General features: G+C 64.6%; 20 protein-coding genes. 14 read left to right on the top strand and 6 right to left on the bottom strand.

Features of this window, described 5'->3' with window-relative positions; translation table 11 throughout:
- Positions 1–88 precede the first annotated feature (88 nt).
- The 11 genes from Spa11_RS21990 to Spa11_RS21940 all read left to right on the top strand — a co-directional run bounded on the left by Spa11_RS21990 (position 89) and on the right by Spa11_RS21940 (position 11,439).
- Positions 89–1,684 (top strand): glycosyltransferase family 4 protein, encoded by a 1,596-nt coding sequence (locus Spa11_RS21990; RefSeq protein ID WP_145116739.1) that lies wholly within the window; start codon positions 89–91, stop codon positions 1,682–1,684.
- 112 nt (positions 1,685–1,796) lie between these two features.
- The gene (locus Spa11_RS21985; protein WP_145116738.1) at positions 1,797–2,789 is read left to right on the top strand and encodes an NAD-dependent epimerase/dehydratase family protein; all 993 of its coding nucleotides are present in this window, start codon (positions 1,797–1,799) and stop codon (positions 2,787–2,789) included.
- A gap of 305 nt (positions 2,790–3,094) precedes the next feature.
- Positions 3,095–4,048 (top strand): GDP-L-fucose synthase family protein, encoded by a 954-nt coding sequence (locus Spa11_RS21980; RefSeq protein ID WP_145116737.1) that lies wholly within the window; start codon positions 3,095–3,097, stop codon positions 4,046–4,048.
- 102 nt (positions 4,049–4,150) lie between these two features.
- Positions 4,151–5,188 carry a GDP-mannose 4,6-dehydratase gene (gmd, locus tag Spa11_RS21975; RefSeq protein ID WP_145116736.1) on the top strand — a complete coding sequence of 346 codons (1,038 nt, stop codon included), beginning with the start codon at positions 4,151–4,153 and terminating at the stop codon, positions 5,186–5,188.
- 120 nt (positions 5,189–5,308) lie between these two features.
- Positions 5,309–6,022 carry a hypothetical protein gene (locus tag Spa11_RS21970; RefSeq protein WP_145116735.1) on the top strand — a complete coding sequence of 238 codons (714 nt, stop codon included), beginning with the start codon at positions 5,309–5,311 and terminating at the stop codon, positions 6,020–6,022.
- A 120-nt stretch (positions 6,023–6,142) separates the two neighbouring features.
- Positions 6,143–7,390 (top strand): glycosyltransferase family 4 protein, encoded by a 1,248-nt coding sequence (locus Spa11_RS21965; RefSeq protein ID WP_145116734.1) that lies wholly within the window; start codon positions 6,143–6,145, stop codon positions 7,388–7,390.
- A gap of 96 nt (positions 7,391–7,486) precedes the next feature.
- On the top strand, positions 7,487–8,428 hold the full coding sequence (locus Spa11_RS21960) for a hypothetical protein (RefSeq protein WP_145116733.1): 942 nt from the start codon (positions 7,487–7,489) through the stop codon (positions 8,426–8,428).
- Between the two features lie 112 nt (positions 8,429–8,540).
- Entirely contained in the window at positions 8,541–9,032 is a 492-nt protein-coding gene (locus Spa11_RS21955; RefSeq protein WP_197529587.1) for a SixA phosphatase family protein, read from the top strand.
- Between the two features lie 180 nt (positions 9,033–9,212).
- The gene (gene scpB, locus Spa11_RS21950) at positions 9,213–9,860 is read left to right on the top strand and encodes an SMC-Scp complex subunit ScpB (protein WP_145116731.1); all 648 of its coding nucleotides are present in this window, start codon (positions 9,213–9,215) and stop codon (positions 9,858–9,860) included.
- Between the two features lie 258 nt (positions 9,861–10,118).
- The gene (rpe, locus tag Spa11_RS21945; protein ID WP_145116730.1) at positions 10,119–10,832 is read left to right on the top strand and encodes a ribulose-phosphate 3-epimerase; all 714 of its coding nucleotides are present in this window, start codon (positions 10,119–10,121) and stop codon (positions 10,830–10,832) included.
- Positions 10,833–10,857: 25 nt separating this feature from the next.
- A complete protein-coding gene (locus tag Spa11_RS21940) occupies positions 10,858–11,439 on the top strand; it encodes a histidine phosphatase family protein (protein WP_197529586.1) in 582 nt (193 codons plus the stop codon).
- Positions 11,440–11,724: 285 nt separating this feature from the next.
- On the opposite strand, the gene Spa11_RS21935 is transcribed toward Spa11_RS21940, so the two are convergent.
- From Spa11_RS21935 to Spa11_RS21925, 3 genes are all read right to left on the bottom strand, one after another.
- Entirely contained in the window at positions 11,725–12,243 is a 519-nt protein-coding gene (locus tag Spa11_RS21935; protein ID WP_145116728.1) for a hypothetical protein, read from the bottom strand.
- Positions 12,244–12,477: 234 nt separating this feature from the next.
- Positions 12,478–12,957: a hypothetical protein gene (locus Spa11_RS21930; protein WP_145116727.1), complete on the bottom strand. Its 480-nt coding sequence runs from the start codon at positions 12,955–12,957 to the stop codon at positions 12,478–12,480.
- 3 nt (positions 12,958–12,960) lie between these two features.
- The gene (locus tag Spa11_RS21925) at positions 12,961–13,548 is read right to left on the bottom strand and encodes a Uma2 family endonuclease (RefSeq protein WP_145116726.1); all 588 of its coding nucleotides are present in this window, start codon (positions 13,546–13,548) and stop codon (positions 12,961–12,963) included.
- A gap of 72 nt (positions 13,549–13,620) precedes the next feature.
- Between Spa11_RS21925 and Spa11_RS21920 the strand changes: the two genes are divergently transcribed.
- Positions 13,621–14,676, top strand: coding sequence for an NAD(P)/FAD-dependent oxidoreductase (locus Spa11_RS21920; protein ID WP_145116725.1), 1,056 nt, complete (start codon positions 13,621–13,623; stop codon positions 14,674–14,676).
- Positions 14,677–15,106: 430 nt separating this feature from the next.
- Entirely contained in the window at positions 15,107–17,869 is a 2,763-nt protein-coding gene (gene gyrA / locus Spa11_RS21915) for a DNA gyrase subunit A (RefSeq protein ID WP_145117104.1), read from the top strand.
- Between the two features lie 109 nt (positions 17,870–17,978).
- On the opposite strand, the gene Spa11_RS21910 is transcribed toward gyrA, so the two are convergent.
- Both Spa11_RS21910 and Spa11_RS21905 read right to left on the bottom strand, forming a co-directional pair.
- Complete coding sequence (locus tag Spa11_RS21910; RefSeq protein WP_145116724.1) at positions 17,979–18,383, bottom strand: hypothetical protein; 405 nt, start codon at positions 18,381–18,383, stop codon at positions 17,979–17,981.
- Positions 18,384–18,911, bottom strand: coding sequence for a hypothetical protein (locus Spa11_RS21905; RefSeq protein ID WP_145116723.1), 528 nt, complete (start codon positions 18,909–18,911; stop codon positions 18,384–18,386).
- Positions 18,912–19,208: 297 nt separating this feature from the next.
- Between Spa11_RS21905 and Spa11_RS21900 the strand changes: the two genes are divergently transcribed.
- A complete protein-coding gene (locus tag Spa11_RS21900; protein ID WP_145117103.1) occupies positions 19,209–19,850 on the top strand; it encodes a superoxide dismutase in 642 nt (213 codons plus the stop codon).
- A gap of 120 nt (positions 19,851–19,970) precedes the next feature.
- Here Spa11_RS21900 and Spa11_RS21895 read toward each other — a convergent pair whose 3' ends face one another.
- Positions 19,971–20,714: a hypothetical protein gene (locus Spa11_RS21895; RefSeq protein WP_145116722.1), complete on the bottom strand. Its 744-nt coding sequence runs from the start codon at positions 20,712–20,714 to the stop codon at positions 19,971–19,973.
- Between the last annotated feature and the right edge of the window lie 113 nt (positions 20,715–20,827).

Raw genomic sequence — 20,827 nt, 5'->3', positions numbered from 1 at the left:
AACCGTGCGGCCCAAACCATCGACCAACCAGCGGCGCCCCGCAATAATCGCGTCTGCAATCTAGAGCTCGCATCAAGGACGCCTACCCGTGACGCTTTCGTCGCTCATCTTTTCCGAATACCGGTTCGCCACCTACGCCATCGCGCTGTTGGTAGGCTGGCTCGCCGCCCTAGCGCTGACGCCGGTGGTCCGTCGGGCTGGGGTCAAGCTTGGATTCGTCGATAAGCCCAACGCCCGTAAGCTGCAACTCAACCCGATCGCCCTCGGCGGGGGGATCGCGGTGCTTGGGGCGACCTTCACAGCCGTGGCGGTGGCGTTTCTGTTCGCCGACGTCGCGCTGACGGTCACGTTCTTCCGGGACGACGCCCGACTACTCGCCGGCCTCGCCTTCGCAACGGTGGCGACGCTGGCGCTGGGCCTGTACGACGACGCCCGCGACATGCGGGGCCTCTACAAGCTCATCGCCCAGGTCGCGATCGCCAGCGTGCTGGTCTACCTCGGGCTCGGCATCCCCGTGATCGCGCTCTTCGGCCAGGATGTTGAACTCGGTTGGCTTTCGATTCCGCTGTCGATCTTTTGGCTGGTGGGTTCGACCAACGCGATCAATCTGCTCGACGGCATCGACGGGCTCGCTTCGGGCATCGGCATGGTGCTCTGCCTGACGCTCGCGACCATCAACGCCTACTACGGCCAGTTCCCCGAGGCGGTGGTCACGCTCGCCATGGCGGGCGCCCTGTTTGGGTTCCTCCGTTACAACTTCGCCCCGGCGACTATCTACCTCGGCGACGCCGGCAGTATGGTCATCGGCTTGGTGATCGGCGCCATCGCTCTGCAAACGAACCTCAAAACCCCTGCCTTCGTGGCGATGGTCGTGCCGCTGGCGGTGTGGGCCGTGCCGATCCTCGACTCGGGCGCCGCCATCGTCCGCCGGCGGCTCACCGGCCGGAGCATCTTCGCCCCCGACCGCGGGCACCTGCATCACGCCCTGCTGACACGCGGCTGGACCGTGCCGCAAGCGTCGATGTTCATCACCTTGATCTGTGCCGTGACGTGCCTCAGCGCCGTGCTCGGCGTGATCTGGCAGAACGAGCTCATTGTCGTCGTAACGGTCGTGCTGGTGGTCGCCTTCCTGATCAGCAGCCGCACGTTCGGCCACGTCGAGTACGAACTGCTCCGCGCCCGGCTCCGCCAAAGCGGCCTCACCTTCAGCAGCAACGATCCCAGCGGCGCCGGCCGCCAGCACGGGGCGGTGCGGCTGCAAGGCTCGCACGAGTGGGAGGTCCTCTGGGACTCGATTGTCGAAGCGGCGCCAAGCTACGGGCTCACGAAGCTGCAGCTGACGATCCACATGCCGCGCGTTCACGAGGCGTTCTACGCTTCGTGGCGGGCGCCGAAGGGGGCGAAACCGATTGCCGACTCGAGTTGGCGGGTCACGCACCCGTTGACGTTCGATGGCGAAGTGGTGGGCAAACTCGACATCGTCGGCCTGGTCGATGACCACGAGCGTTCGACGCTGAGTCAGATCGCCCAGGTGCTCGACTTCCTTGAGCCGATCGAGGACGAAGTCCGTGAAGTGAAGCGTTCGCTGCTGCTGAGTCACGTCGCTAAAAAAAACGACGCGCCGGTAGCTCCCCCGACGTCGATTGATCCGAAAACTTTAGAAACGTCGCTTGCCGCCCACTGAGGAGGCGACAGGCGTCTCCCGCCGGCCCTCGCATTCCTTTCCAATGGGGCCACCCCCTCAGCCCTCCTCGCCCTTCCCCGAATCACTTTTTCAGTAGCAGAGAGCACGAACGATGAAAAACGACCTGATCCTCGTTGCCGGCGGCGGCGGATTCATTGGCGGACACCTGATCGCCAAGCTCCGCGAGCTCGGCCACACGAACATCCGCAGCGTCGATATCAAGCCGACGGAAGAGTGGTACCAGGTTTTCGACGATGTCGATAACGTCGTCGCTGACCTCAAGCTCAAAGACGCCTGCGAAGCCGCGACGAAAGACGCGGTTGAGGTCTACAACTTGGCCGCCGATATGGGCGGCATGGGCTTCATCGAGAACAACCGCGCGCTCTGCATGTTGAGCGTCCTGATCAACACCCACCTGCTCGAAGCGGCCCAAGCCGCCGGCACGGTGCAGCGGTTCTTCTACGCCTCCAGCGCGTGCGTCTACAACGCCGACAAGCAGAAGTCCGAGGACGTCATCCCGCTCAAGGAAGCCGACGCGTACCCGGCCATGCCGGAGGACGGTTACGGCTGGGAGAAGCTCTTCAGCGAGCGGATGTGCCGCCACTTCCGCGAAGACTTCGGCCTGCAAACGCGCGTCGCGCGGTTCCACAACGTCTACGGCCCGTTCGGCACTTGGGACGGCGGCCGTGAGAAGGCCCCCGCCGCTGTGATCCGTAAGGTCATCACCGCCAAGGAGACCGGCGACCTCAACATCGAGATCTGGGGCGACGGCAAGCAGACCCGTTCTTTTATGTACATCGACGACTGCGTCGAGGGGATCCTCAAGATCACTCACAGCGACATCATCGAGCCGCTAAACCTTGGCTCGGACGAACTGACGACCATCAACGGCTTGGTGGACATTGTCGAGGACATCGCCGGCGTTAAGCTCGAACGGCACTACAAGCTCGACGCGCCGAAGGGCGTCAACGGCCGCAACAGCGACAACACACTGATCAGTGAGTTGCTCGGCTGGGCGCCCGGCATCAAGCTGCGTGAAGGCATGGCGAAGACCTACGAGTGGATCCACGCCGAGTACCTCGCCAAGCACGGCGCCGCGGTCTGAGCACCAACAAGCCGGAAGCGTCTCCCGCGATGAGTTAACCTGTGGGAGGCGTCTCTAGACGCCGATTACGGTATCCATGCTTTTACGGCGTGGTGCGCGTAATCGGCGTCTGGAGACGCCTCCCACAGTCGTTTGCGCCCAAGCAATTAATGATGAGATCACCACGACGGACACGAAGAGCACGACGGCCTGTCTGCCGGGGCATCGTCAACCCGCGAAGCTGACCGTCGTGTTCTTTGTGTCCGTTGTGGTGAATAAGCATTCCGGTGTCACTAAAGGTTGAGTTCGCCCCCGTTCGGTCTTTCATGCCTGGCATTCCACGCGACGCGCGAATCTTCGTTACCGGCCATCGCGGGATGGTCGGTTCGGCGCTGGCGCGCCGGTTCGAGGCGGCGGGGTTTACGAATCTGCTGGCGGCGACGCGTCAGGAGGTTGATCTCCGCGATCAAGCGGCGGTGGACCGGTGGTTCGACACGCACCGCCCTCAGTACGTCGTCCACGCGGCGGGGACGGTCGGCGGCATCCAGGCGAACCGCACGCGTCCCGCGGAGTTCCTTTACGACAACCTGATGATCCACGCGACGGTGCTCCGCGCCGCGTGGCGCACGGAAGTCGAGAAGCTGCTCTACCTCGGCAGCAGCTGTGTCTACCCGCGCGACTGCCCGCAGCCGATGCGTGAAGAGTACTTGCTCACCGGCCCGATGGAGCCGACCAACGACGCCTACGCGATCGCCAAGATCGCCGGCGTGAAGTCGTGCCAAGCCTACCGCAAGCAGTACGGCTGCCACTTCATCGCCGCGATGCCGACAAACTTGTACGGGCCGAACGACAACTTCGACCCGGTGAACTCGCACGTCGTCGCGGGTCTGGTGCGCAAGTTTCACGAAGCGAAGGAATCGGGTGGCGAAGCCGTCACGCTGTGGGGCACGGGCGCCCCGCGGCGGGAGTTGATGTTCGTCGATGATGTCGCCGACGGGTGCCTCTTCCTGCTCGAGAACTACGACGACGAGGCGCCGATCAACGTCGGCACGGGCGAGGACGTCACGATCGTCGAGCTTGCCGAGACGGTCCGCGACGTGGTGTTTCCCGAAGCGCGAGTCGAGTTCGACCCCTCGATGCCCGACGGCCCACCGCGCAAACTACTCGACGTCTCCCGCCTCCACGCCCTGGGCTGGCGCCACCAAATCGCCCTGGCAGAGGGGCTGCGAACCACTTATGACTGGTTCAAAGAAAAATACCCAATGACCAAGTCCCAATGACCAATGAGGGCTCCCGCCCGAGTGGCAGCCCGCTATTAAGTCATTGGACATTGGGGCTTGGTCATTGGTCATTAAACGTTTCCGCTCTGCACTCCCGAGTCTATGCCCGACCCCTCTCCCCGCCGCGCCCTCATCACCGGGATCACCGGTCAGGACGGCTCGTACCTTGCCGAGCTGCTGTTAGAGAAGGGCTACGAAGTCTGGGGCATGATCCGACGCAGTTCTTCGTTCAACACGGGCCGCATCGACCACCTTTATCAAGACCCGCACGAGCCCGGCCGCCGGCTCAAGCTCGTCTACGGCGACCTCACCGACACGCCCTCGATTCACAAGGCGCTCGCCGAGTCGCAACCGCACGAGGTCTACAACCTCGGCGCGCAGTCGCATGTGAAGGTCTCGTTCGAGACGCCCGAGTACACGACGGACGTCGTCGGCATCGGCGTTGTGCGGCTGTTGTCGGTGATACGCGAACTGGGCCTCGACTGCCGCTTCTATCAGGCGTCGTCGTCGGAGATGTACGGCCGCGTTGTCGAGTCGCCGCAGAGCGAGACAACGCCGTTCTGGCCGCGCAGCCCCTACGCGGCCGCCAAGGCGTTTGCGTTCTACGTCACGCGCAACGTCCGCGAAGCGTACGGCCTCTTCGCGGTTAACGGCATCCTCTTCAACCACGAGTCGCCCCGCCGCGGCGAGACGTTTGTCACCCGCAAGATCAGCCGCGCGGCGGCCCGCATCTCGCGGGGCAAGCAAGAGAGGCTCTACCTCGGCAACCTCGACGCGGCGCGCGACTGGGGCTTCGCCGGCGACTATGTCGACGCCATGTGGCGGATGCTCCAAGTCGAGGAGCCCGACGACTACGTCATCGCAACAGGCGAGACCTGCACGGTGCGCGAATTCTGCGATGTCTGCTTCACCGAAGCGGGCCTGCCACTCACTTGGCAAGGCGAAGGCCTCACCGAGCGCGGCGTCGACGCCCAAGGCCGCGTACTCGTCGAAGTCGATCCCAACTACTTCCGCCCCACCGAAGTGGACCGTCTCTGCGGCGACGCATCGAAAGCGAAGCAATTGCTCGGTTGGGAGCCCAAGGTCTACGCGCCGGAGCTTGCGCGGATGATGACGCAGGCGGACATGCAGTCGCTGTAATGAGACGCTTGAAGGCAAAGGGCTGGCGGTACGCTTGGATTCTCTGAAGGCGATCAAGATTGGTCGCAGGCATCTGGCTCCTTGAGTAGACTGGGGGCTCCCTCAGCAAACGGTGGTCGCATGCGGTATCTTCTCGCCCTGGTCCTTTCGCTTTCGTCCGCACCTCTCTGCACGGCGGCTTCTTACTCCGTGACGCGCAGCGCCGCCGTCATATTTCCGTCAGGGGCGATGGCGCCAGAGCCCCAAGCTAGCCTGTTCGTTCCGCGCTTCGACCCAGCCCTCGGCGAGTTGACGGACATCAAAGTGCAAATCGGCGTCGAAATCAACGCGGACGTGTTGGTTCGTCCAAAGAATAGCGAGACCGAATTGCCCGCCGACGGAATTGTCTACCTGGCCATGCAGTACACCGTTGCGAGTAGTTTTGGAGAGCTCATCTCAGGCCAAGAGCCAGGAATGCTGGTAATTCAAGACAATGTGACTCTCCATGAAGGTGATGACTCGGCTGTCGGAGTTCTCGGAGGCGCCGACACGACGGCCTACAACTTCCCACCCGTGCCCTACGCCATCGAGCAGCAACAGGTAGAGGGATTGTGGTTTGAGCTTAGGGTTCCTTACTGGGACCTCTATGCCTTCGAACCTTCCGGAGTTGTGCCGATGGATGTCATTCTGTCCCTTCCCGAGAACCAATGGACTTTTGCGGTATCGGTGACCTACGGATACTCCATCCCGGAACCGGCGAGTTCATTGCTGGCAGCATTCGGATGCATACTCTCTTGCGATCGTCGTCGATCGGCGGACGTCCGCAACGCCGCACTGTCGGGCGGCGTCGATTGACATTGATTCCGCTTCGCTCACGCGGCGCCGCCCCTACCACCGGAGTCTTCGGCGCCTACTCCTGGTGATCTCGAAGCTCATGACGTCTCGGCGTTTTACGTCGGGGACTAGACTAGCAGCATGGCCAAACGCCCCCTGATTCTCGTCATCTCGCAGGTCTACCCGCCCGACCCAACCTCGGTAGGCCAGCACCTCGCCGACGCCGCCGAGGGCCTCGTCGCCCGCGGGTACGACGTGCGCGTCATCACCTCGGCGCGGGGCTTCGACGACCCGACGAAGAAGTACCCGCTGCATGAGATGCGCGGCGGCGCCGAAGTCGTCCGCATGCCTCTGGCGTCCTTCGGCAAGAAGACGATCGCCCACCGCCTCGCCGGCATGGTGGTGTTCCTCGCCCAAGCGCTGTTCCGCGGGCTGTTCACACCGCGCGTGGCGGGGATCCTCGTGAGCACGTCGCCGCCGCTGGCGTCGTTCGTCGCGGTGATCATCAGCGTGCTCCGCGGCGCGCCGATCACTTACTGGGCGATGGACCTCAACCCCGACCAGATGATCCAGCTCGGTAAGATCAAAGAGACGGCTCTGTCGGCCCGGGTCTTCGACTGGTTCAACCGCCGCATCCTCCGCCGCGCCGCCGCGGTGGTGGCGCTCGACCGCTTCATGGCCGACCGGCTCAACCGTAAGACGAACATCGACGGCAAGCTGACCGTGATGCCCCCGTGGCCGCACGGCGAGAGCGACCGCCCGCTGCCGCACGACGAGAACCCCTTCCGCCGCGAGCACCACCTCGCTGGCAAATTCGTCGTCATGTACAGCGGCAACCACGCGCTCACCAACCCGATCGAGACAATCCTTGACGCGGCCGTGCGGATGCAGGACCGCGAAGACCTGGTGTTCATGTTCATCGGCGGCGGCGTGCGGAAGAAATCCGTCGAAGAGACGATCGCCAAACACAAGCCGACGAACATCGTCAGCCTGCCGTACCAGCCGCTGGAGACGATCCGCTACTCGCTCTCCGCGGCGGACGTGCACCTGGTGACGCTCGGCCAAGAGGTGGTCGGCTGCGTTCACCCGTGCAAGGTTTACGGCGCGTTGGCGCTTGGCCGCCCGATCCTCTATGCGGGGCCGCGGCCCAGTCACGTCACGGACCTGTTGAACGAGGACGACCCCGCGCAACGCGTCGGCTGGAGCATCGAACACGGCGACATCGACGCCGCGATCCGGGCGATCGACGAGATCCGCGCCCAGCCACAGGCGGAGCTAGCCGCCATGGGTGAGCGCGCCGCCGCGCTAGTGCGAGAGCGCTTCGACACGAAGCAGATGATCGACCGCTTCTGCGACGTGATCGAGGGGACTCTGAAGAAGCCCCAATGACCAAATCCCAATGACCAGTGGGGTGCTGCCGCACTGGCGATGTAGCACCAGTCATTGGTCATTGGGTCTTGGTCATTGGTCATTTAGAATTTCTTCATGGACCAGCATTGGCGGATCGGCGTGGACGAAGCGGGGTACGGGCCCAACTTGGGGCCGCTCGTCGTCGCGGCGACGGCGTGGCGGGCGCCGGTGGGGTGCGATCTTTACGAGTTGTTCGCTGAGGCGATCACGGCGGCTTCGACGCCGGGCGATGCGAGGCTGTTCATCGCTGACTCGAAAGCCGTTTACGCGCCGGGCGGTGGACTCGCGCTGCTAGAGCGAGGCGTGTACGCGGTCCACGACGTGCCGAGTTGTTGGTTGGACTTTGTCGAATCGTTGGGCGCGGACGGCGATGGTTGGATGTCGCGGCTAGCTTGGCACGATGGCTTCAACCCGAAGTTGCCCCTGGATGCCTGTAGCGAGAACATCGCGTCAGCCGCTCGTCGGCTTAGCGGCATGATCGCGGCGCATCGTGTCGGCGCGACGCGGATCGCGGCGCGGATGGTGCATCCCGCCGAGTTCAATCGCCTCGTCGCCGAACACGGGACCAAGGGCGCGGCGCTGTCGCACCTCTCGATCGGCCTCGCGCGCCGGCTCTCTGAGCAAGTCGCGAAGGACGAGGATCCCGTCGCGTTCACCTTCGACAAACACGGCGGACGCAATCGCTACGGCGCCTTGCTGCAAGAACACTTCCCCGAGGGCTGGATCGAGACCCGCGACGAAGCCCGCGCGGTGAGCCGCTATCGGCAGGGCGAACGCTTCTCGTTCACGTTCCGCACCAAGGGGGAGGCCGAGCTGCCGGTCGCGCTGGCGTCGATGACGGCCAAGCTGCTGCGTGAGCTGTCGATGAAAGCCTTCAACGCCTACTGGGCAACGCACGTCCCAGGAATCAAACCGACGGCGGGCTATCCGCTCGACGCCCGGCGCTTCAAAGCGGCGATCGCGGCGAAGCAAGCCGAACTCGGGATCGACGACGATGTTCTTTGGCGGAGCCGGTAGGTGGGAGAATGACCAATGAACAAGCCCCAATGACCAATGACAGGTTATGCTTCGCACTGGTGCGGTGGCGCCTCATTGGTCCTTGGGACTTGGACATTGGTCATTCTCTGTAATGCTTATCTACATCGCGCGTCACGCTTGGGCTGGGAATTATGGCGATCCCAACTGGCCCGATGACTCCGAGCGGCCGCTGACCGCCGAGGGGATCGAGCGTTACCGCGACGTTGTCGCCGCGCTCGCCGCGCGGGACTTCGCGCCCGAGCGCATCGCGACGAGCCCCTACGTCCGCTGTGTGCAGACGGCGGAACTGATCGCGACGGGGCTTGAGCACTCGCCGGCGATTGATGAACTCGAGGACCTAGCCGTTGGCGCCGAGTTAGAGCCGCTCCTCGAATGGTCCATTGCAACGGGCGCCGAGAGTGTTTGCTGGGTGGGGCACAATCCCGATGTCGAGCGGATGACCGCGTCGTTGATAGGCGAGGGGTATGCGTCGGTGCGATTCGCGAAGGGCTCCGTAGCGGCGATCCGATTCGATGAAGAGACGCCCCGCGCCGGCGAGGGGACACTCCTTTGGCACGCGACGGCGAAGCTACTGGGGGTGTGATGGCTGCAACATCACCTGTGGAAGCGGTAACTGTGGGAGGGGTCTCCTGACCCCGATTACGGTATCCATGCCGATTCGCATTGGTGCGCGTAATCGGGGTCTGGAGACCCCTCCCACAACTATCAACCCATAGTGTTCGCTCTTGAGTCCGCCATCCGCCCTCGGCTACCGTCGCTAACCATGCACAACCCCGCTGCTAGCGACGACGCCGAGGGCCCCGTGACGCTGCCGATGTCGCGGCTGCGGGCGGCGTTTGCGCGGATGCTCGACAACCCGTCGGCGACGGTCGCCACGCCCGACCCCGACGCGGTGACCCCCGAGGGGATCGTCGAAGCGATTCTGTTCGTCGGGCGGGCCGACGACAGGGCGATCACAGCCGAGGAGATCGCCGCCGTCATTCGCGACGTTTCGGCCGACGAAGTCGCGGGGCTGGTGGATCGCTTGAACCAACGATACGAGGACGACGGCGGCGCCTGCCGGATCGAGCAGAACGAGCAGGGCTTTCGACTGGCGATTATCGAAGAGCACGACGGGGTCGTTCAGCGCCTGGGCGGCAAGGCCCGGGCGGCCCGGCTGTCGTCAGCGGCCCTGGAATGCCTGGCGGTGGTGGCCTACCGCCAGCCGATCGCCGCCGTGGCCATCGACGCCCTCCGTGGGGCCCCCAGCGGCCCCACGCTGCGACGTTTAGAACGCCGCGGCCTGATACGTGCCGACGCCTCGCAAGACGCGCCAGAGGGCCCTTTGTACGCCACAACGGCCCGTTTCCTGGAAGTCCTTGGACTCGCCAACCTCCGGCAGCTTCCTAGGGTTGAAGAGTTGGATGACTGAACGCGGTAGTTAGCTCCGTCTACTGAGCGGAGCGTCAGGCGTCCCCCTCCCCTTGGTGGAGAGTGGAGCCAGGGCGTGCGGCATACCGCACCTCGGGGCTTGCTTCCGGGCCTCTCGCATGACACAACGGGAGCCGATTTTGGCGCGTTCGCCGTCGTGGCGTCGCGCTGTGCCTCCGTTGGTTCGGTCGGCTGGTTCGGTCGGCGTACGAGCGCCGACTCGTCATCGTCGCATTTCTGTCGTCAAGGTTTCGTCGCGATGCCCGGGCCAACGAACGCCGCGGAACTGCGTCGGCTCACCCTGCGTAACGGCGTGGCGGTGGCGCCATCAGTGCTAGCGTGCGACTTCGGCCATTTGGCCGACGAGATTGCGGCGATCGAAGCTGCTGGCGCCACGGTGCTGCATCTCGACATCATGGACGGGCACTTTGTGCCCAACCTGTCGATCGGTGTCCCCGTGGTCCAGGCGATCCGCCGACTTACCGACCTGCCGCTCGATGTGCACCTGATGCTCGACAACCCGGCGGACTACGTCGAACCCTTCCGCAAGGCGGGCGCCGACAACCTGACGGTCCACGCCGAGGTGCTGCCCGACCCGCGGCCGCTGCTCGATCGGATCCGGTCGCTCGGCGCCACCGCGGGGCTGTCGATCAACCCGCCGACGCCGGTCGAAGTTCTCGAACCTGTAATCGAAGCGGCCGATCTGGTGCTCATTATGAGTGTCATGCCCGGTTTCGGCGGGCAGGCGTTCGACCCCGTGGCGCTCGATAAGCTGCGTTGGCTTAGCGACCACCCGCGTTGCGAAGCCGTGCTCGAAGTCGATGGCGGCGTCAACGAAGAGACGATCGCCGCGTGCGCCAAGGCAGGCGCGGAATTGTTGGTAGCGGGCACGGCGGTGTTCGGCGCCGAAGACTATGCCGAGCGGATGGCCGAGCTCGCGCGACTGGCGGAAGCCGGCGCCGACGGGGCGTGATATCCGTCCTTTTGCAAAGCGTTGTATGCTCACGTTGCTACTAGTTCGTCCGGGCGCCACCGAGTTCGACCAGCAGGGTCGGATCCAGGGGACCCTCGATTTGCCGCTGTGCGACAACGGCCGGCGCCAGACCGAAGAGGCCCTCCCCGGCATCGCCGCTCACAAGCCGACGGTCGTTTACACCGCGCCGTGCCAGGCCGCGCGCGAGGCAGGCGAGATGATCGCCGAGGCCACCGGCGCCAAGCAGAAGACGATCGACAAGCTCTGCAACCTTAACCACGGCCTCTGGCAGGGCATGCTCGTCGAGGAGGTCCGCACCAAGCAGCCGAAGGTCTACCGCCAATGGCAAGACCAGCCGCACACGGTCTGCCCCCCCGGCGGCGAGACGCTGCTGCAAGTGAAGGCGCGCGTCGCCGACTCGCTGCGGAAGGTGCTCAAGAAGCACAAAGAAGGGACGATCGCCCTGGTGGCGCCCGAGCCGCTGGCGAGCGTCATCCGCCACGTGCTGCACCAAGACGAAGTGACCGGACTCTGGAAGGGCTCGGAGCGCTGCGGCGTCTGGGAGACGATCGAGGTGCCCGATGAAGTCGGCGCGACCGTGGCGTGAGGGGAGTGGGCGGTTAGCGGTCAGCTCAATCGAGACGACTCTTTAGTCGTGCCTGTCAGCAGGCGCAGCGGCACGCGATCAACAAAGCCGCGTAGCCATGGGCGCAAGCCCCTGAAGCATTCGACGCGAGAATAAAAAGCCCCGGAGGGGTGACAGAAACTCTGCGAGTCGAATTGCTGTCGTCCATTCCGGGTATCGTTCTCTTATGTGAAACGTGGACTTCTCGCATGCAGCCCGGCTATCACAACACTAGACGCGTTAAGCAGGATAGGGGCCTGCGCGAATCTAGTGTACAGTGGGTGATTTGCTTACAAGCATAAAATGATTGTTTCGTCCGTCGACAATCAGTATCGATGCAGTAACCACTTTCCCATCGATACTCGCCTCAAAAGAATAAGTGTCTGCTGCTCTTATCTCGATGACGAAATCTGTATCGACAGCTATTTCTACCTTTTGCCTCCCATCACCCGATGCAACTATCTGACTTTCCTTGGTAGCATCCCGACTATACAACTCGCAGCGCGAGATCGTTACGGCTTTTCCCTCTCCGTGCTGCTCGACGTGATGCCCTTTCTCAATTACGAGGCCTGATGTGTCTTGCACGTCGAACGTAATGCCGCCATCGAGCTTCGGCGCTGACACTATCACTACAGTCTCCGGCGTCGGGCTCGTCTTAGTGCATCCAGTCAGGCCCATTGTTCCGAAAATAATACCAACGATAGCAAGTCTGCATACCACGTTAGATCCCCGCATTTTCCAGAGCATCGCGAATGGAAGCGGAAGTCTTGCTAGTACATAGTTCATGTGACCGCGGCAGATCCTCATTTCCATCCTCTTGATAGACCGTTACATAAACAGCAACCAACTCGCTCTACTCCCTGGGACGCGAACACGTCTCGCCTCGGCGGCGAAAAGCTTGCACAGCAAGGGCTCGCAGCAATCGGGAGCAGGTGTTGCTTCAAAGGCAACATGGGGCATGCGTCTGAGTAACTGCTGTAGACCCTAGTGCTCTAAAGAAATTGCTGACCGCTCTCTCCCTCACGCCGCCGCGTACGCCTCCGCGTAATCCAGCACCCAGCGATCGATCAGCGACTTGAAGTCGTCTTCGTCGAAGTCGGCGATCGGTTTGTGGTGGGTGCGGCTGAAACTTTCTTTGTTGCGGATCGCGCCCTTGGCGGTGGCGTCGATCACGTGGAACTCGTTGAAAGCGCCGACAAGGATCTGCAAGCGGCTGTAAAAGTTCCGGCGCTTGCCGCGGACGACGACGAGGTCGTCGCGGTGGATGCCGCCGCCCCAGCCGCGTTCCTCAACGAGGTTCTGGTACTTGAAGCCCGGCAGGTTGTCGGCGAGCTCGCGCAGCCGCATCTCGACGTGGTCGGTCAGCGCGAGCCGGTGCTGCGAGTGCAGCCGGCGCTGCTCCTCTTCGGTGAGCGCGTCGGCGGCGGCCTCGAGTTCCTTCTCGGCCCGGGCGCTGTGGCCGCGCTGCGTGGCGCGTTTGAGTCGTTCGCTGAAGTCCATGCGTTATTCGTGTTCGGGGGGATCGAAAACGATCCTGCGATAAAGGTCCTTTAGCCGTATGCGAGCTTCGGTTGTAACGAGCTGGACTTCGCCGTCGAGTCCTTCAACGGGATTGAACCGCCAAGCGCCATCGTCGAGTCTCACGAAGTGCTCTACGGCTGGAGCATCTTGTGAGACCAGGACGTACTCCCGCAGTGAGGGGAGGTTGCGATAGCTGGTGAACTTCTCGCCACTGCCGTAAGCCGCCGTCGTTTTGCTCAGGACCTCGAAGATAGCGTTTGGGTTGAGCAACGTATCGAAAATGCCGTCCTCGAACTCGGGGCCACCGCAGACCACACTTGCATCGGGATAGGTGTAGACACCGTTGGCGGCAATCTTGACCCGCATGTCAACGATATACGCTTCGCAGCGGCGGTCATGGAGCTCGTCGTGAAGGATGCTTGCTAGATTGAACACGATGAGGTTGTGTTCGCGCGAGGCGCCGCTCATCAGACGGATTTCGCCGTTGACGAGTTCATGCCGTTCCTCGCTCTCGCGCTCGAAGGCGAGGTACTCGGCAGCGGTCGATTTGGGGATGGGCTGGGTGCTCATCGCTACGTCCTCGGAAGTGGGTGCGTGCTTCCATCGTAGCACGATAGGCGCCCCGGGGGGTACGCTGCTCCGATGGCCCACGACGCCGCGACTTTCGACGTTCTCATCCTCGGACAAGGCCTTGCCGGCTCGACGCTGGCATGGCGGTTGGCGGAGCGGGGCCTCTCGGCAGCGGTGATCGATCGCGGCGGCGTTGACGGGGTCAGTCACCCCAGCGCGTCGCGCGTCGCCGCGGGTTTGATCACGCCGGTGACGGGCAAGCGGCTTGCGGTCGCCGACGAGTTTGACGAGCTGTGGCGTTCGGCTCAGGCGTTCTATTGCGGCGTTGAGAGTCGTTGCGGCGAGTCACTGCTTGAGGTCGCGCCCGCGGTGCGGGTCTTTGCCGACGCCGACGAGCGTCGCGCGTTTCTCGACCGGCTCGAATCGGGCAAGCTCGGTGGTCACGCCCGCCTTGCCGACGACAACGAACTGCCTCGCGACCTGGCGGCCGCGCATGGCGCCTTGGTGATGCCCGCTGCCGCTCGGCTGCGTGTCGCGGCGTACCTCGATACAACCCGGCAATGGCTCGAGGCCGAAGGCCGTTACACGGAGGCTAACGTCGATCCCGATAGCGACATCGAACACACTCCCGACGGCGTTGGCTTACCAAGGCTCGGCGTCTCGGCCAAGCGCCTCGTCCTCTGTCAGGGCTTTACGCCGTGTCCGCCACGGTGGCTGATGGGCGTGAAGTTTCGACCCGCCAAGGGAGAGGTCCTGACGATCGAGTCGCCGAGTTACTGTGAGCGTCGCGTCGTGCACCACGGCGTTTGGCTGGCGCCAGAAGACGCCGCTGCCGGGCGCTATCGAGTGGGATCGACAACCGAGTGGAGCCAACTCGATTCCGCGCCAACGGATGCCGGTAAGAGCGAACTACTCCAGCGGTTGGCCCAAGCCGGCGTCAGCTCCGCCCGCGTCGTGGAGCATCTCGCCGCCGTGCGACCCGCGACAATCGACCGCCAGCCGGCGCTCGGTTTCAGCAGCGAGGCGCCTGCCATCGGCTGGCTGAATGGCCTCGGCGCCAAGGGCTCGCTGGGGGCGCCGTTCTACGCCGACGAGATGGCGGACTGTGTCGTCGCTTCGCTTCGCTAAACCACCGCGAAAAGCGTCATGTGAGCCCCGCGACGTCAGTCCGGGGAGGAACGATCCGTTTCATTAGCAACAGGGGGCGCTACACTCCCCGGACTGACGTCGCGGGGCTCGCAAGTGACGGTTTCGGAAGTCGCGGTTTCAGGGAGTTTTGCACGGCTATTGGTCGCTGGGTTTCCGGCCCCAAAACGGGTAAACTGCGGGGCTCACCGAGACCCCGCTTCGGGACGCTTTCCGGCGCCCCGCCGGGGGCCCGAAAAAGCAGCAGCGACACGACCAAGGAACCCGCCGCGTGGCCGACGACGACCTGCCCAACGACGACACGCCCAACGAAGGGCAAGACGACGCCTTCATCCCGCCGTCCGATGGACTTCCGGGCGAAGGGCAGCCAAACGACGGCCCGCCCGAGGGCGGCCAGCCGGCGGGCATTCCCATGGCGGATCGCCAGCCCGGCTTCGACCCCGTGACCGAGGCGATCGCCCTGCGCCTCGTGGACCTGCCGATCGAGGACGAGCTCAAGCAGTCGTACCTGACGTACGCGATGAGCGTCATCGTCAGCCGCGCGCTGCCCGACGTGCGCGACGGGCTCAAGCCCTCGCAACGTCGCATCCTCGTGGCGATGAACGACCTGGGCCTCGGCCCGGGAGGCAGCACCAGCAAGTGCGCCGGTATCGTCGGCGAGACGATGAAGCGTTACCACCCGCACGGCGACGGCGCGATCTATCCGACGCTCACACGCATGGCGCAGTGGTGGTCGACGCGCAACTTGCTGATCGACCCGCAGGGGAACTTCGGTTCGCTCGCCGGCCTCCCCCCGGCGGCCATGCGTTATACCGAGGCGCGGTTGTCGAACGTCGCCGCGATGATGCTTGAGGACATCAAGCTCGACACGGTCGATTATATCCCGACCTACGACGAGAAGCAGACCGAGCCGACGGTGCTGCCGTCGAAGTTCCCCAACCTGATCGTCAACGGGTCGGGCGGCATCGCGGTGGGCATGGCCACCAGCATCCCGCCGCACAACCTGGGCGAGGTCTGCCGCGGCGTCATCGCGTTGCTCGAGAACCCCGAGATCACCGTCCTGGAGTTGATGGAGCACATCCCGGGGCCCGACTTCCCGACCGGCGGCGTCATCTGCGGCCGCAGCGCCATCCTCCGCGGCTACCAGACGGGCCGGAGCACGATCGTCCTCCGCGCGAAGGTGACGATCGAAGAGGACAAGAAGAAAAAGCGGATCATCGTCAACGAGCTGCCCTATCAGCAGACCCGCGACGCGATGGTCCTGAAGATCGCCTCGCTGGTGAACGATGGGAGGATCGCCGGCATCAGCGCCGTCAACGACGAGTCGGACCTGAACGAGCCCGCGCGGATCGCGATCGACATCAAGCGCGACGCCGACCCCGAAGTGGTGCTCAACCAGCTCTACAAGTTCTCGCCGCTGCAAGACTCGCAGAGCGTCATCTTCCTGGCGTTGGTGGACGGCAAGCCGCGGGTGCTGAACCTCAAGGAAATGCTGCAAGAGTTCGTCCGCCACCGCGTGACGGTGATCCGTCGGCGGACCCAGTTCCTCTTGTCGCGCGCCCGCAAGCGGAAGCACACGGTGCAGGGCCTGTTGCTAGCGCATGCGAACATCGACGAGGTGATCCGCGTCATCCGCGCCAGCAAGACGCAGCCCGAGGCGAAGATCGCCTTGATGCAGATCAAGACGCCCGGCGCCCTGCTCAAGCGCGCCCTGGGCGACGACGGTTACGGGCAGTTCCAGAGCGAGCGTGGCGTCGCCGAGGAGTACTCGCTCACGCCGGTGCAGGCCGACGCGATCCTCAAGATGACGCTCGGTCAGCTGGTGAACCTCGAGCAAGAGAAGCTCGCCGACGAGCACGCCCAACTGTTGATCGAGATCGGCGACTACCTCGACATCCTCGCCAACGAGTCCCGCATCTTCGGGATCATCCGCGCGGATATGGAGGAGCTGCTGCGGAGCCGGCTGATTGACGAGCGGCGCACGCGCATCGAGCGCGACGAGGCCGCCGACGTCGGCATGGAGGACCTGATCGAGGAAGAGACGATGGTCGTCTCGATCACCCACAACGGCTACGTCAAACGCACCGCGGCGAGCACCTACCAGGCGCAGAAGCGGGGCGGCAAGGGGATCAAGGGCGCGAAGACCGACGAGGACGATCCCATCGAGCACGTCTTCGTCACCAGCACGCACGACTACCTGATGTTCTTCACGAACCAGGGGCGGGTCTACTGGCAGAAGGTCTACAACCTGCCGGAGCTGGCGCGCGACGCGAAGGGCCGGGCGCTCGTGAACCTGCTCAGCCTGTCGGAGGGCGAGCGGATCGCCGGCTGCGTGGCGGTGCGCGACTTCAAGCTGCCCGACCACTACCTGATGATGGCGACTCGCAACGGCCTCGTGAAGAAGACCGACCTCGTTGCGTACAGCCGGCCGCAGAAGAACGGCATCATCGCCATCGCGCTCCGAGAGGGCGACGAGCTAGTGGCGGTCGAGATCGTCGAGAAGGGGGACGAGGTGCTGCTCGCCACCACCGAAGGCATGGCGATCCGCTTCAATGAGTCCGACGTCCGCTCGGTCGGCCGTCAGGCCTTCGGTGTGAAGGGGATCCGCTTCAAGAAGAAGGGGGACTCGCTCGTCGGCATGGTCGTCGCCGACCCCGACGCCACGCTCCTCACCGCCACCGAGAATGGCTACGGAAAGCGGACCCCCTTCGGCCCCAACGCGGCGCCGGGCGAAGTGACCGACACGGAAGAAAACGGCGAGAACGGCGACGACGGCGAAGCCCTCACCGCAACGGACGCCGCAACCACCGACAGCCCCTCTGCCGACGACGCGACCGCCGGCGTCGAGGCGTCGGACGACTCCACTTCCGACCGGAATTCCGGTTTGCGCTACCGCACGCAGAGCCGCGGCGGCGGCGGCGTCTTCGACATCAAGACCAGCGCGCGCAACGGCCGTGTGATCGGCGTGGCGAGCGTCACCGACGCCGACGAGCTGCTGCTGATGACCTCCCGCGGCAAGCTGCAACGCATCCGCGCGGCGGACGTCAGCACGATCAGCCGCAACACGCAGGGCGTGAAGATCATGACGCTCACCGAGGGCGACACGCTGATGGCGATCGTGCGGTTGCCGCTGGAGGAGACGGATGACGTGGAAGGCGAGGAGGTCGAGGGCTAAGACACGTTGACGGCGAGCCGGCGACGCAAGTCGTCGGAGGTGAAGTCGGCGCCCGCTTCCCTCCCACGACTCGCGTAATGGGCTCTCCCTCGGTCGTGACGAGTCTTGGCTAGACGATCGACTCTTTCTCGAAGGCTTCCTTCTCAAACGGGTTGTCGAGATACGCCCGGCCGCCGGCGAGCCAGACGACGATCGACGCGCCCACGTACGCCGGACCCATCAGCGGGCCCCAACGCTCGAACTGGCGGACGTGCACCAGCTCGTGGTGGTGGGCGAAGTCGAGGATCGCCTCGGTCTGGCCGATGACGGTGTGGCCGAGCGTAATCGCGCCGCAGTTCTCACCCAACGGCGAGTGACGCACGACCCAGCGGGTGAACCCGCCGTGGAACTCGGCGACGCCGTCGCGGACCCGCCCGCCGCCGCCGGTGGCCAGGCCGATGGCGCCGATCGTTAAGCCGATCGCCGAGTAGGGCGAGGCCCACAGCAAGACCGCGGTGCGACGGAGAGTCTTCATTCAAGCAGGCCAGAGCCAGGCGAACGCGGCGCCGGTCGCCAACGCGTAAGCCAGGCCGTCGAGTGTGTCGAGCAGGGATTTGCGACGGAACCAGATGATATGCGGCACGCCTGCGGCGACGTGGGTCAGCACGCCGGCCGTCGCCGTGAAGCGGAAGACGTCGACCAGCGACGTCTCTCGGTGAAGCCCGATGGTCGCCAAGTAGCCGATCGTCAGGGCGGCCGCGAAGAAGAAGGCCAGCGTCAGGCCGATGTTGGCGCCCATGTTCGGCTTGTGAGGCCAGTAGATGAGCATGCCCCGGCACTTCGCCGGGTCTTTGCACGACTCGATGTCGTCGGTGAGAACGTACTGCCCGTCCGGCTTGGCGCCGATGGCGTTCGCGGCTTCGTTGATTGGTGCGAACTCAAGGTGGCTCCATTCCGACCGATGATGCGGAAGCACGGTCCACGCCAAGGTGCTGAGGATATGCGTCGCCAACCCCGCAACAAGGATCGGCAGCCAAAGATCGGCCAGAGTGATGGGGGTCATGTCGCGGTCTCCGAAAAGGGAAGAAGGACGCCTCACTTTCAGATCGTAACCGAGAAGCCCCGTTCCGTTGGCGACCTCACGCAGCCGCGACGGTCGTTTGTCCCAGCCCTGTGGGCGGTCTAGGATCGGGCTTACGCGTCGGCCCCCTCGGATGGGGTCGCCATTTCTTCAAGGAATAACGCCCTCAGGAGCCCTCCGATGAGCACGCAGCCCGAGACGATCCCGACTTCCTCCACCAGCCGCCGGCAGTTTCTCGCCACCGGCGCCGCGACGGTCGCCGCTGGGGCGGCGCTCGCGATGGCGCCCGGTCGGGCCTTCGCTCAGCAGCCGGGGGCGTCGGGCTTCACGCTGCCGGAGTTGCCGTACGGGTACGACGCGTTGGAGCCGGTCATCGACAAGCAGACGATGACGATCCATCACACCAAGCACCACCAGGGCTACGTCGATAAGCTCAACGCCGCGCTCGAGGGACACGATGACCTCAAGGGGAAGAGCGTCGAAGAGCTGCTGTCGGACCTCGACGCGCTCCCCGAGTCGATCCGCACCGCGGTCCGCAACAACGGCGGCGGGCACGCCAACCACTCGCTCTTCTGGACCGTGATGCGTCCCGCCGGCGGCGCCACGAAGCCCAACGGTAAGCTCGCCACGGCGATCGACGCGACGTTCGGATCGCTCGACAAGTTCAAGGAGAAGTTCGCCTCCGCGGCTGGCGGGCAGTTCGGCAGCGGTTGGGCGTGGCTCGTGGCGGATGGCGGCAAGCTTGAGGTCCTCTCGACCCCCAACCAAGACTCGCCGATCTCGCAGGGCAAGCAGCCGATCCTCGGACTCGACGTGTGGGAGCACGCCTATTATCTGAAGTACCAGAACCGCCGGCCGGAGTACGTCGCCGAGTGGTGGAAGGTCGTCAACTGGGACGAGATTTCAAAGCGCGTTAGCTGAGTTCTCGCTAACTGCATTTCGATTGTGGGAGGGGTCTCCAGACCCCGATTACGGCATCTATGCCGTTGGGTGATGGTGCACGTAATCGGGGTCTGGAGACCCCTCCCACAGTCTTAATTCCTACAGTGCTCGTGCCTCGGCGGCGAGCGCCTCGGCGATCCAACCAACGACCCGGTCGGCGACGACCGGGTCGTTGGCGTTGGTAGCGGGCGCCTCAAGGTCGCACTCGTGCGGCACGCCGAGCGCCGTGAGTTTCATCCGCAGCCGATCGGCGCCGTCCCACCACGCATGGCCCACCGGGCAGCCGAACCATTGCCGCTTCGGCCAGCCGAGCGGATGGATGTGCAGCACGGCCGAGTCCTGCCGGCACTGCTCCGCATCGCGATAGCGCGCGGCAAGCATACGAACCGCCTCACGATCGACCTCAGCCGGTGGCGGCAGCCCCCGGCCGAGCAACTGGTGACAATCCACCGCCGGCTGCCAAGCCGCAACGACGGGCAGCTCCCGTGCGCGCTGGTAAGCCATCCGCAGCGCGCCATGCCCCCCGGCGCCGACGCCGGCAATCGCCACCGGGACGCCCCAGCGCTCGCGCGCCCACGGCAGGATCGTATTGAAGACGAGCGCCTCCGCCGACGGCCCCGCTTCGCCCTCGGCGAGCCGATCGGTCCACCAGCGATCGGCAGAGGTCGGCGCCACCACGGCGAGCCCGTGGCGGTCCAACGCCGCCGCCCACGCCGGCTCGTCGAGTGGCGACACGCCGTCCGCGTCGGTCAGCAGCACGACGGCGCCGACGACTGGAGTGGCGGGTTCGCGCCGCCAGCGATCGGTCTCATGGTTCCAGCCAAGTTCGTTCAGATTCACCATCGCTATGCATCGGAGCCGCGGTCGCGAGCCCTCGGAGAGCGCCGCCAACAAACATCCTATCCGGGTCGCGTCACTCCGGACGCTGACGCTGACGGCTCGCCTTCTGCGGTCGC

Source organism: Botrimarina mediterranea (assembly GCF_007753265.1).
Classification (GTDB): domain Bacteria; phylum Planctomycetota; class Planctomycetia; order Pirellulales; family Lacipirellulaceae; genus Botrimarina; species Botrimarina mediterranea.
Note: the sequence above shows the minus strand (reverse complement) of the source record. Positions and strands in the feature narration are given on the sequence as shown.